This window comes from Vibrio sp. vnigr-6D03 (assembly GCF_002835515.1).
Lineage (GTDB): Bacteria > Pseudomonadota > Gammaproteobacteria > Enterobacterales > Vibrionaceae > Vibrio > Vibrio penaeicida.
On record NZ_PIZL01000016.1, the window covers coordinates 80,199 to 93,362 of the forward strand.

The window sequence follows — 13,164 nt, forward strand, 5'->3', positions numbered from 1 at the left end:
AATCTTTGCAATGGTCGACCTATACCGCTAAAATTTGCGACCCAATTGTCTCTGCGAGTTGAACATGTCTTATCAATGCCCACTTTGCCAAACGAAACTTGATTTCGTTCAGCATCATTATCGATGTGAGAATAACCATCAGTTTGATGTTGCAAAAGAAGGCTACGTTAACCTTATGCCCGCACATCATAAGCGCTCAAAAGATCCCGGTGACAATAAAGAGATGACTCAGGCTCGGCGCCGTTTTCTCGATAGTGGTCACTACGATAAGCTTCGCGATACGGTTGCGAATACATGTCGAGAGTGGCTCGACAATACGTCAGCGCAACTGCTCGATATAGGCTGTGGTGAAGGGTATTACACCAATCAAGTAGAGAGCACATTGCGCGCATCGAACCCCCACGCCAAGGTGTTTGGACTCGATATTTCAAAAGTCGCTATCCGTTATGCAGCAAAGCGTTACAGAGATTGCCAATTCAGCGTGGCGTCAAGCCATCGCTTGCCTTTTGCGGATCAATCTCTTGACGCCGTACTGAGAATTTATGCGCCCTGCAAAGCAGATGAACTCAAGCGTGTTATTCGCCACCAAGGCGTCGTTGTTACAGTTACACCCGCTGCTCGTCACCTATATCAACTGCGTGAAGGCATATACGACGACGTCAGGCTACATGACGAAGCCCATGAAACTATCGATGGCTTTAGTTTATTGGGCGAAGAAAAGTTGAATTACACGATGCCCTTAAATGGAAACGAAGCGCTAGACCTACTTCAAATGACGCCGTTTGCTTGGAAAGCGACGGACGAATTCAGGCAATCTTTGTCTAATTCTTCGACGTTTGAATGCGAGGCAGACTTCATCATCAGAGCCTACCAGAGAGTCTAATCCCTCGTGTTTTGAAGGGTTAGAATCAATACAAACCATGGTATGGTAAGACGATATCGTTAATCAGATTGAGCTATATTTTGAGCGTTACTGACCCTTCATTAAATCGGATAGAAAAATTACTGTCCTATATCCACAGCAACGTCGATTTGCCACTTACTTTGGAAGATCTTTCCAAGCAGAGTTGTTGGTCGCGCTGGCAGCTTCAAAGGGTTTTTCACTCAAAGACTGGTCTCAACGTTGCGCAGTACGTCAGAGAAATTAAGCTCAGTCTGGCCGCAGAACAAATTCTTACTTCTCACGATCGTATGGTGGATATCTCAGTCGCATTTGGGTTCAATTCCGAAATCAGCTTCAGCCGTGCATTCAAACAATACTTTGGCTTAAGTCCCCGAGCATACCGCCAACAAGGCAATCGAAACCGAATCAAAATCCCACTCGTGCGTCCAAGCGCTAGTGCTCCCAGATATCAACCCGATACCGACTACTTCCAGATTCGAATAGAGCACAGAGCAGCCTCGACCTTATATGGTATCCGTGAACCAATAAAAGGCTTGTTTGCCCAAACCCCTAATTTCAAACAAAAGGTTCCTCAAATCTGGGAAGAACTTCATTCGAAGTGTAAAGAAGTTCGAGGACTTTCCCCCCAGCTTGGTGTCATTGACGCTACCCATAGTGTAATGGGTGAAGAAGGCTTGGAATATTGGTCAGGGCTAAACGCCGAACAGTTAAGTGAGCGGACGAAAGCAAAACTTTCCTCTCTAGACATTCCTGAACACGATTACGCGGTGTTACCCGTTCATGGTCCAATAGAAAAGCTAGCCGACTTAGTGGAATGGTTCATTCTATTCTGGCTCCCTGATTCTGGATATCAGGGTGTAGATGGCTATGAAATTGAGGTCTATGATCACAGGTTCAATGCCACCAGCGATACCTCTTATATGGAGTACTGGTTCCCTGTCATTAAAAATTAATGAGTAATTAATCATTAAAATGAGAGTTGCACCAAATTGTTAATTTTCACTTCATCATTAGCTATATGATTCCTACCTGATAATCATTATCATTTGTGTTCACAATAAAAAAGGCATAAACGGCGGGCTCCGCTGAAAGAGAACCACCATAAGGTAACCTATCCATAAGGTAAACTATGGTTATGCTCTCGCTTCTCCTTGATAAAACAACGTGAACACGTCACTACAGCGTAAACATCTCGCTGATTAAAAAGGACATAGCTGAGGTATTAATGAACCAACCATCCCACACCCCGACAATGCGCCGCTCCGTGATTGCACTGGCTGTTGCCGCTACTTTTTCTTACGCACCTTTTGTAAATGCGGATTCGGGAGAGACAGAAACCATTGAAGTCTTTGGTAAAGCCTACCGAAATACCGCGACGAAAACGGTATTAGAGCCGGAAGAAACGCCGCAAACACTTAACGTTATTGAAAGCGAGCAGCTTGAGCAACGAGGCGTAAAATCCGTGATGCAGGCATTGCGATACGCGCCTGGTGTCTCTACAGAAAACAAAGGTGGCGCAGTCGTCTTATCGAACTGGGTAAACATTCGCGGTTTCAGTTCTTCAGACAATTACTACGATGGCTTAATGCTTCCAATGCTACCGGGTTGGAATGTACAACCTCAAATTGATCCTGTTGCCATTGAGCGACTAGAGATTTTTAAGGGACCGACATCGGTTCTGTATGGAACCATGCCTCCGGGTGGGATGGTGAATGTTATCGCGAAAGCACCTCAGCTAGAAAAGAGCACACAGGTTAACTTGGCGACTGGTTCAAATAGCTTGCTTGAAGCCTCTGTGGATACAACGGGCTCACTAAGTGACAACGTGGCTTATCGTCTTATTGCTCTAGCACGAAAATCGGATACTCAGATCGATCATGTTAAAGAAGAGCGATACATGATCGCCCCATCTATTGACTGGTACGTGTCCGACAAGACGTTCGTCAATTTTAATCTGTACTATCAAAACGACCCAGCCCTTGGTCATAACCTCACGCTTCCTCTTGATGCGATTAAGGCAGGTACAGTCTCTCCATCAACATTTGCTGGTGATGTTAACTACAACGAGCTAAAACGTGAATTCTTGCTAACTGGTTATAAGTTCAACCACGAGTTCAACAACAATTGGACCTTCCTGCAAAACTTCCGCTATATGAATACGAAATTCTATCAAGAAGGTACTCAAAGTGGGGACTACACTGCGTCAACGGGTAACTTAAATCGCTCAGCCATTAGCACTGATGAAAATTCGAAAGGCTTTAGCATTGACAACCAGCTATCTGGTTTCATTTCAGCAAGCAACATAGACCATTACCTACTCGCTGGAATCGACTATCGTGGTCTCACAGGTGGAGCCGCCTACACGGCGTTTAGTGATGTTGCCAGCATAAACTTGCACACCCCAAATAACAACAAGCTAAATCCAAATGACTTCTTTAAAGATTCCGTAACCAACACTGATGTCTCTATGAATCAGTTGGGTGTCTACTTCCAAGACCAGATATTGCTAAATAACTGGGTATTCATAGCCGGTGGTCGATACGACCATGTAAAAACAAAGCTTGAATCTGATTACATATACTACAAGTCAAATGGAATTGTACTGCCGAGCCCATTTAAAGGCGAAATTGACACAGATACTTCTCACCATAACTTTTCTTACCGTTTAGGTACGCTATATAAGTTCGAAAATGGTATTTCTCCATTTGCCAATTTCGCTACAAGCTTCCAGCCTGTTGCCGCTTACAATGAAGATCAGGAGAGTTTGAATCCTGAAATTGGTAACCAAATAGAAGTTGGCGTTAAGTACGAATCTTACGAGAGAAACACGACAGCAAGTGCTGCGCTATTCCATATTACTAAAGAAAATGTTGCCTACCGTGCAACCGGGAGCGATCCATATACTCAGATTGGTGAAGTTCGTTCTCAAGGTCTGGAGTTAGAAGGTCAAACGTTGATTAGTGACAACTTAGAATTGATTGCTAACTACACTTATACCGACACTGAAATAACTAAAGATGGTGACGCTTCCAAAGTGGGGCAAGTCCCAGTATTTGTGCCTGAGCAAGCTGCAAATCTTTGGTCAAACTACTACGTTAACGACGGCGCTATGCAAGGGTTACGTGTAGGCGGCGGTGTTCGCTATGTTGGTGAAGCGGTATTAAATGACAGTACTGATAAGAATCTTGGGAAAGTGGAAAGTTACACGCTCGTCGATATGTCGCTCGGGTACGATTTAAGTCGATTCAGCGATTCCCTAAATGGGGCTTCGGCAAACGTCGTGGCAAATAACCTTTTCAACACCGAATACTACACCTGCTGGAACGAAAGCCACTGCTGGTACGGTCAGGAAAGGACGGTGGAGTTAAATGTCAAAATTGATTTTTAATCAACCGTAAAAAAGCGCAAAACAGGTGGTGTGTAAACATCACCTGTTTTCGCGTTTTAAGATCATACCCAAGTCACCTCAAGATACTTGGGTATATGTAACTATTTTAAAACATGGAAAGCGAATAGCCGTGCAAGAGTCATTTCACCAACAACTTTTCAGTGCATGCGAACAAATTACGCCTTACCTATCAGGCAAAATAACGGAGCCAGACGAATCAATGCTCCGTTCGCACCATAGCGGTGAGGCATTCTTCAATCAGCTGTATTCTCAACTGCAAGTTTTGCACCCTGAAGCAGGAAAAAGCTATTGGATAACTCGATGTTGGGACTTGGCCACTTGGCAACCTCTTTATATTGCCTTTATCAGCGTATATGGCTTCAAAACACTGCCCGATTTCAATTCTTTCGGGCAGTCCAAAATGGGTTCTTTTGTCACGGGATTTTGCTTTTCAAACCAAAAACATCGACATGGTGAAGTGCAAGAGTTAGTCCCCGAAGCTGCATTGCAACTGAATGTATTATTTGAAGAATACAGAACCCAACTCGATCAACAGTATCGTTGTCGGCCAGGTTTTGTGAAGCACTTGCTGGCTGACGCTATCGTAAATTGTTGCTTAAGACTGAAAGAATTTGACCCTCAATTAACTCTGGATGACATAAGAAACAATGCCGCCATGTGGCTCAGTGCATTTCAATTACCTCTGGATCAAATCAGTCGAATTGAAGAAAAACAAGGTGCCCTCTCCTACGTGAGAAAAAGCTGTTGTTTAGTATACAAGACAACTCAAGGGGCGCTTTGCGAAGACTGTCCTCGATTCAAAAACTCGTCCCCGATTCAAAACTAAGAACGAAAGCGTATGTATCAACTCAATCAAATCAAAGTCATTCGTGAAGAAAAAACCATTTTGGACATCGATGAACTTTCCATTGACCCCAAAGGTTTTACCGTGGTTTTGGGTCATAACGGCTCGGGAAAGTCCACATTGGTTAACCTGCTCGCTAAACAATTCAGTCCAGAAGAAGGTCATATTCAGCTCGGTCAGCAGCCACTCGAAAAGTTTTCTGCAAAATCATTGGCTAAGGAAGTCGCTTATCTTCCGCAAAAGTTGCCCGAAGTTGCAGGGTTGAATGTAAAAGAGTTAGTTCGATTAGGTCGCTACCCTTGGCGTGGTGTCTTTGGACAGTGGAATAGTGAAGATAATCAAATTATCGAAACATCCATGCTTCAAACAGAAGTCCACTCAATGAGCAATGAACAGGCAGACCGGCTATCTGGTGGCGAGAAACAGCGTGCTTGGATCGCTATGTTACTAGCGCAGCAATCTAACTTTTTGATCCTTGATGAGCCCACCTCCGCTTTGGATGTCCAGCATCAATATCAAGTGATGGATCTACTCCAAGAACTCAATCAACATTCAGGTAGAGGTGTCTTGGTAATTCTTCACGATTTGAACTTAGCGTTACGCTACGCCACTCACGTTATCGCATTGAAAAAAGGGAATATCCTGTTTGAAGGAAAACGTGAACTTTTGCTTGATGAAGAGCGATTAGCCAGTCTCTATAACACTCCAGTATCACTGATAGACCACCCTAACAACGACCACAAGGTAGCCATAATATGTTAAAGAAAGCATTGTTTACCCTATTCTTTTTCAGCTTCACTTTGCAGGCACAAATCATCGCTGAAGATAGCCGTGGCGAACAGATTCTTCCCAACACTCCCGTTAGGGTTGCTGCTCTCAATTGGGACATAGCCGAACAAGTTCTAGAACTCGGTGTAGCGCCTGTCGCCATACCAAATATCCCTGAATACAGAGCTTGGGTGGTTAAGCCTGAAGTCCCAGAGTCGGTTGAAGATGTTGGGACGCGTATGGAACCAAACCTCGCTCGCTTAGAACAGCTAAAACCCGATGTCATCATTATTGGTTCACCGCAAATTGACTTAACCGAGCGCCTAGAAAAAATTGCACCCGTTTTGTATTACCACACATACAAACAAGAACCAGGCAATGTAGAGCGCTCCATAAAGCACTTCCGCCAAATTGCTCATGCTCTGGGTAAATCCGATGTCGCCGAACGTAGACTCAAGCAAATGTACTCTAAGATTGATGCGCTAAAGATCAAACTCGATAAAGCCTATGCCGGTCAGAAACCGAAGGTAGCGGCATTTCGTTTTGCTAGTACCACGACGGTCTACCTTTACGGCGAAAACTCTAGTACCCAAGAAGCACTTCAACTTTTGGGATTTGAACCTGCCCTACCACAGCCAACCACTCAGTGGGGAGTCACTCAAAAGCGCTTGAAAAAACTGTACTCCATTGGTGATGGTGTCGCGCTGTACTTTAAGCCGTTTAAACAGGAATCCGAGTTGGAGAAATCCGTAATGTGGAACGCGATGCCTTTTGTTAAAAACAACAAAGTCGCTTCGGTTTCTCCCGTTTGGAACTACGGCGGAGCCATGTCTCTATTGTATGTAGCAGAAGCGCTCGCAGAAAGCTTAGAGTCGGTTGCACCGAGTGCAGGTGAGTAATGGCAATGCTACGGATAGGTTTATTGTTAATCCCCCTAATACTGGCGTCTGGCTATATTGGCAGTGAACTCACGCTTAACCAGCAGTGGCAGATCGTTTCTGACATGGTGATGTCAAAGTTCTACGGCTTAGAGTTTTCACCTGTTGAATTTGAAGAAATACTTTTTGTAGAAGCCCACCTTCCTCGATTACTGATGGCTATCATGGCCGGTGCTGTTCTTGGGTTGGTTGGTAGCCTTCTCCAACAACTGACACAAAATCACCTAGTCTCACCGCTAACGTTAGGCACATCTGCCGGAGCATGGTTGGCACTTATGTGCGCCACGGTGTGGCTACCCACATTGAGTGCGTTTACTTCCACATTGGTGCCCTTCATTGGCGCAATGGTCAGCCTGGCTGTTGTAATGTGTATTGTCGGCTTGAAAGATCTATCTGGTCTTCGAGTCGTGCTTGCAGGAATGGCGGTTAATATACTCTTTGGTGCGATCGCAACAGGAATTGCTCTTTTTCACGACCAATTTGCAAAAGACATTTTCTTATGGGGCGCAGGCGACCTCGCGCAGAACGGCTGGCAACAGGTAGATTGGCTCTTCCCACAACTGTTACTTGGGCTCGTCATATTATTGATTTCCCCTAGAATCCTTGCACTGTTGAGGCTCGGGCATACCAATGCTGAAGCTCGCGGTCTTAACCTAGTTCCTGCTTTCTTTGGGCTCATTGTGCTTGGTCTTTGGTTGGTTTCTTCTGCTATTGCGAGTGTGGGCATTATAAGTTTCATCGGGCTTATCGCACCGAATATTGCTCGCTTTGCTGGTGCCAGAACCCCCAAAAGCGAACTTTGGGTGAGTATGGTGCTGGGAGCATGTTTATTGCTGTTTACCGATACGCTCACCATCGCTATCAATTATGTATCCATTAGCGTCATTCCATCTGGCACCACAACAGCCCTCATTGGTGCACCTGTACTGGTTTGGTTTGCTCGCAGTAAGTTAAAAGCTCATGACCAAATGAGCCTTTCTTTACCCAATTCAACTGCCCGCTACCAACCAAAAACGTTGTACAGTGCGGTGTTCAGTACGGGATTACTCGTCATACTAGGCGCATTTTTCTATAACACTGGCGACGCCTCTGGTTGGGTATGGCAAGTACCCACCGAATTTGTTTGGAGCCAGCAATATCCAAGAATGCTCACAGCCTTTAGCGCAGGATTTGGGCTAGCCATTGCCGGTGTCATTTTACAGCGAATCATATATAACCCGTTGGCTAGCCCAGATATTCTTGGCATTTCAGCAGGTGCCAGTTTGTTTTTGGTTGTAGGAATGATGTTGTTAGGAACAACCTTATTCGAACTCCAATTCACATTAGCGTTTATCGGTTGCCTTGCAGTTCTAGGCTTGTTACTGCTGCTTGGCAGAAAACATGAATACTCGCCCGGAATGCTCATTCTTACGGGAATAGCACTCACAGCCCTAATAGAATCATTGATCCATTTCGTGCTAGCACAAGGCAGTGAAACTGCGTATTTGTTGCTAACTTGGCTATCCGGGTCAACTTATCGTGTAGAAGCAGGCTCTGCCATTGCATTATTTGGTTGTACGGTAATTCTTTCAGGGCTGGCGCTCTCTCTCCATCGATGGCTAACGCTAATCTCGGGAGGACGAGGTTTTGCTCAAGCAAGAGGGTTAAATGTTCCGGCTAAGTTTAAGCTACTGCTGATTTTGGTTGCGTTGCTTTGCTCTGCCGTAACGGCGACGATGGGACCGGTATCGTTTATTGGCTTACTCGCTCCACATGTTGCGGTTATGCTGGGAGCAAAGCGCGCAAAAGATCAAATGTGGGTCGCAGGCTTCACAGGCGCTTCGCTGCTGATGTTCGCTGACTGGCTTGGGCAAAATGTGGTCTATCCGGGACAAGTCTCTGCTGGTATTGTCGTTTCTATCATTGGTGGTGCTTATTTCCTATTGCTTCTGATGAGAAGTAACTTAAACCGCTTTGCCACTAGGTGATTAGGTGTAAACGAATCAGAATGGGTCACCTTACCAGTCCTTAATGAAAATCATTCTCACTCGTTGAATAATGATAAGGGCTGGTCTACACTGCCCGCTCTTTCGGAGATGACTATGAAAAAAATAATTCCTTTACCCATGCTTCTTTTGGCAGGCTGCTCTGCCGTTACTACTTCGCAATCAACCGTAACTTCCCCAGCATCAGCGATTGTTTCCAACTTTTACGATTATAAAATTTATTCCTCCGAAACTACGTTGCCTTTGCAGCAATTAGTAAAAGAGTTAAAGAACGCAGATGTGATTTTAGTCGGTGAGTGGCACAGCCATGCTGGCACTCATAAATTTCAAACGGATTTGTTCGCGGCCATGAACCAATCAGGGTTACCAACCACACTTGCGATGGAACAGTTTTCTAGAGACAAGCAAGATCTTATTAACGACTATTTGAACGGAGAAATAGGCGAACAAACCCTAATTCAACAGGGTAATGCTTGGCCAAATTACACCAGTGATTATCGCCCTCTGGTTGAGTATGCACGTTTGAATAAACTGGATGTTATAGCCGCAAACGCGCCGAAGAAAACCGTTAAGTGTATCGGCAGAAAAGGACTCGGTTGGACTCAAAACCTAAGCAAGGAAGAACGTGGATTTATTGCGGAAAACATAGACACCAGCGATTCACCCTACAAACAAAAATTCATGGCTTCCATGCACCACGGAAAACCAGAACAAACCGCCAACCAATACGCTGCACAGGTTACGTGGGATGAAACAATGGCGGAAAGTATTGTTCATTATCTAAACAAGAATTCCGATAAAAAAGTCTTGCTCACTGCTGGCAAATTTCATGTGTCCGACGGGCTTGGAACTGCTGCGTCTATCCAGCGTAGAAACCCAGATCTCAACATTGCCATTATTGAGCCCGTAACGGAAATCACTGCAGACAAAAAAGGCTATCAAGTGTTGGTTGCAGAGCTGCCACCAAGGTACATAAAACAAGAAAATAGAATGAAAGCTTACCATCAATTAGGTAAGCGAAACTCAGGCTTAAACTGCGAAAAAGAGTAACCCTCAATTTGTTCTGAGCTTTATTTCTTTGGCGATGAAATGGGACCGAAGGTAGAGCTCTGAATCCTGCACCTTGAGGTAGTTTGAGTATATGGACTGATTCTTGCTTAAAAATCTATCAGATTGAGTAGGAAAAATAATCAGACTAGGCAGAAAAAATAGTCAAAGTTATTTGCGGATCTGCCGATAAAGTATTCAGACCATATTGAGGAGAACAATATGACTTCGATTGGAGCGGAGCCAGTTAGGGTTACCCCTACAGCCACAGCGACAAACAGCGCGAAATCAAAAGCGGTAGAAGATACCGTTCCCGGTTCAGCTGTCAAAGTCGAGCAGAACAAAGTCACGTTGTCTAATGAGGGCAAAGCCTTACTTGCCGCACTTCAGCAGATTGAAAAAGATGCTGCGGCAAATCCAGAAGATAAAGGTGTGGGTGACAAAGTCGAATCCTTTGCTCATGGAGCATTAGGAATGGATCACCCTGATAAGTTTAAAGAAGAAGATGATACTTCCTATTCCGCGGGGCAATATTTGTCCGCAGCGGCAACCATAGGTGGAATCTTGGCACTGTTGGTATAGCTTAAAGCCAGTATAAATTAGCCTTTACCGACATTGCCTTCTTCTTATAGCTTACGTGCTTAACTAAATACGCGAAACTTGCGCTCAACAACCAGAGTGCTAGCTTCTTGCGTTGTGGCATTCTTTTGCGGCTGCCTATTTCCCACTCAGACTATTAAACAACCTATCTTAACACCTGCAAACATACCAATGTATGCTCACTCACTTTCATTAGACCACTTTGTATTTATCATTCTTATTGAATACGAAAAGTATCTGGCTAAAAACTAAAAAAATATTCCTACCGAAATGAGCGATGTAATTAAACAGTACTAAATATGTGCTCTTTCGTTACAAGCTTGAGCTCCTCCTTAGATGAAATTCCAGAATAAACATAAAATACAGTAAGTTAAATAACGTGAACTTCACTTACAGATATGTTACTCAAGGTGAGGTATTTAACATTTCTCAGCCAGAAAAGGTTCTAATCTCCCTACTTTTAGTCAAATCCTGAGCGACGTTTTTAAAAAATATGTTTTGAGTACTAAGCATTTTTAGGGCATTATTTTTATTAATTGATCGTTCAATTAAAAATAAGGAAGCCGTCATGCCCAAGGTTGGGATGCCAGAAATCAGGAAACCACAGCTTGTTCAAGCAACGATGACCGTCATCGATCGAGTTGGGTTGCATGCTGCAAGCATTTCACTGATCAGCAAAGAAGCTGGTGTATCGAGTGGGATCATTAACCACTACTTTGGCGGTAAACATGGTCTTCTTAAAGAAACCATGAAAGAGATTCTTCGTCAGCTCTCTTCAACAATTACTGAACAATTAAGTCAGTTGCCTAAAAACGCTCATCAACAACGTATCAACGCCATTATTGATGGCAACTTTGTGGGCTACCAAGCAGAAAACAAAGTCGCAAAGACTTGGTTAGCATTTTGGTCTTATTCAGTCCACGACCCAGAACTAAAACGACTTCAACGTGTAAACGAAAAACGCCTTCTCTCGCATTTGAAAATTGAGCTAAAAGCTTTGTTTGAGAAGGAACAGGCAGAAATTATTGCCCACGGTATTGCCGCTTTAATCGACGGTGTTTGGTTAAGAGGAACATTGAACCCTAAAGGGATTGATGCGGAAAAAGCACGCCTCATTATCAATGATTACTTAGACAAACAACTGACTTTCTATACGCAGCAACTAAACACAAAATAACGACAGCCAGTACTTTTAAATGAATATGAAATCACTTTATATCGACGGTCACGCATGTGACGCAACTTCGCAAGAAAGCTTCACAACCTATAACCCTGCGACAGGACAGCCATTAGCTGAAATTGGTCAGGCTAGCCAACAAGATCTGGAACGTGCCATTCAATCTGCCAAGCAAGGATTTAGCGTTTGGTCCGCCATGTCGCCAACCGAGCGCAGCCGGATCTTACTGAAAGCGGTGGCTCTGTTACGTGAAAAAAATGACGAACTGGCTAAATTGGAAGTATCGGATACGGGTAAACCCATCCAAGAAGCCATAGATGTTGATATTGTGACTGGCGCTGATGTGATTGAGTACTTCGCAGGTCTAGCACCCGGTATGCAGGGTGAGCAACAACCCTTGAGTGAAAACCAATTCTTCTATACACGTCGCGAGCCTTTAGGCATTTGCGCAGGTATAGGAGCATGGAACTACCCTATTCAAATTGCTATGTGGAAATCTGCTCCTGCCTTGGCTGCCGGAAACGCAATGATCTTTAAGCCTTCGGAAGAAACACCGTTATCCGTATTAAAGCTGGCTGAAATCTTTACTCAAGCTGGGCTTCCAGACGGCGTATTTAATGTCGTGCAAGGTGATCATCGGGTCGGTCAAATGCTTACCGCACATCCAGACATTGCCAAAGTCTCCTTCACTGGTGAATCCGGAACCGGAAAACAAGTCATGGCAGACAGTGCGAAAACCTTAAAACAAGTCACCATGGAACTAGGCGGTAAGTCACCAATGGTGATCTTTGATGATGCCAAGCTCGATGGCGCTGTTTCTGCAGCTATGGTTGCCAATTTCTACACGCAGGGTGAGGTTTGCACCCACGGTACACGCGTTTACGTTCATGAAGCCATTTACGATGCATTCATTGGCCAATTAAAAGAAAGAACTGAAAAACTGATCGTCGGTGACCCAACCGAAATGCAGACTCAAATCGGTGCTCTGATTTCCAAAGAACATTTGGGCAAAGTGTTAAGCGCAATTGAAGCGGCAAAACAAAGTGGCGCCACGCTACTCACTGGCGGTTATCAGGTTACCGACAACGGGTTGGAAAACGGTAACTTTGTTGCACCGACAGTATTTGTGAATTGTGAAGATGGGATGCCACATGTTCAAAGTGAAATTTTTGGCCCTGTTATGTCTGTGCTGAAGTTTTCAGACGAACAAGACGTTATCAAAAGAGCCAACGACACCACTTACGGATTAGCCGCTGGTGTGTTTACTCAAGACCTATCCCGAGCGCATAGAGTCATCCACCAGCTTCAAGCGGGCATTTGCTGGGTAAACACTTGGGGTGATTCACCAGCAGAAATGCCAGTTGGAGGCTATAAACATTCCGGTATTGGCCGCGAGAACGGGCCGGAAACGTTACGTCATTACACTCAGACCAAAAGTGTGCTGATTGAACTTGGCGATTATGAAAGCCCATACGCTTAAGCGGCAGCCAAA

Annotated in this window: 11 protein-coding genes; all 11 read left to right on the top strand. The window is 44.5% G+C overall.

The annotated features are described in order from the left end of the window. The first annotated feature begins 64 nt into the window (after positions 1-64). The 11 genes from rlmA to betB all read left to right on the top strand — a co-directional run bounded on the left by rlmA (position 65) and on the right by betB (position 13,152). Complete coding sequence (gene rlmA, locus CW749_RS13450) at positions 65-883, top strand: 23S rRNA (guanine(745)-N(1))-methyltransferase (RefSeq protein ID WP_101112640.1); 819 nt, start codon at positions 65-67, stop codon at positions 881-883. Between the two features lie 80 nt (positions 884-963). Beyond that, the gene (locus tag CW749_RS13455; protein ID WP_145997852.1) at positions 964-1,857 is read left to right on the top strand and encodes an AraC family transcriptional regulator; all 894 of its coding nucleotides are present in this window, start codon (positions 964-966) and stop codon (positions 1,855-1,857) included. 272 nt (positions 1,858-2,129) lie between these two features. Continuing rightward, complete coding sequence (locus CW749_RS13460; RefSeq protein WP_101112642.1) at positions 2,130-4,292, top strand: TonB-dependent siderophore receptor; 2,163 nt, start codon at positions 2,130-2,132, stop codon at positions 4,290-4,292. A 130-nt stretch (positions 4,293-4,422) separates the two neighbouring features. After that, positions 4,423-5,139, top strand: a complete 717-nt coding sequence (locus CW749_RS13465; protein WP_180958402.1) for a siderophore ferric iron reductase — start codon at positions 4,423-4,425, stop codon at positions 5,137-5,139. Between the two features lie 12 nt (positions 5,140-5,151). Next, positions 5,152-5,919 (top strand): ABC transporter ATP-binding protein, encoded by a 768-nt coding sequence (locus CW749_RS13470; RefSeq protein ID WP_101112644.1) that lies wholly within the window; start codon positions 5,152-5,154, stop codon positions 5,917-5,919. After that, entirely contained in the window at positions 5,913-6,824 is a 912-nt protein-coding gene (locus CW749_RS13475) for an iron-siderophore ABC transporter substrate-binding protein (RefSeq protein ID WP_101112645.1), read from the top strand. The genes CW749_RS13470 and CW749_RS13475 overlap by 7 nt, the downstream gene beginning before the upstream one ends. Continuing rightward, a complete protein-coding gene (gene fhuB, locus CW749_RS13480; RefSeq protein ID WP_101112646.1) occupies positions 6,824-8,830 on the top strand; it encodes a Fe(3+)-hydroxamate ABC transporter permease FhuB in 2,007 nt (668 codons plus the stop codon). Before CW749_RS13475 ends, fhuB begins: the two co-directional genes overlap by 1 nt. A gap of 114 nt (positions 8,831-8,944) precedes the next feature. Further along, on the top strand, positions 8,945-9,898 hold the full coding sequence (locus CW749_RS13485) for a ChaN family lipoprotein (protein ID WP_101112647.1): 954 nt from the start codon (positions 8,945-8,947) through the stop codon (positions 9,896-9,898). 219 nt (positions 9,899-10,117) lie between these two features. Beyond that, on the top strand, positions 10,118-10,477 hold the full coding sequence (locus CW749_RS13490; RefSeq protein WP_101112648.1) for a hypothetical protein: 360 nt from the start codon (positions 10,118-10,120) through the stop codon (positions 10,475-10,477). 586 nt (positions 10,478-11,063) lie between these two features. Beyond that, positions 11,064-11,672, top strand: a complete 609-nt coding sequence (betI, locus tag CW749_RS13495; protein ID WP_101112649.1) for a transcriptional regulator BetI — start codon at positions 11,064-11,066, stop codon at positions 11,670-11,672. 19 nt (positions 11,673-11,691) lie between these two features. Further along, positions 11,692-13,152 (top strand): betaine-aldehyde dehydrogenase, encoded by a 1,461-nt coding sequence (gene betB, locus CW749_RS13500; protein ID WP_101112650.1) that lies wholly within the window; start codon positions 11,692-11,694, stop codon positions 13,150-13,152. The last annotated feature ends 12 nt before the right edge of the window (positions 13,153-13,164 follow it).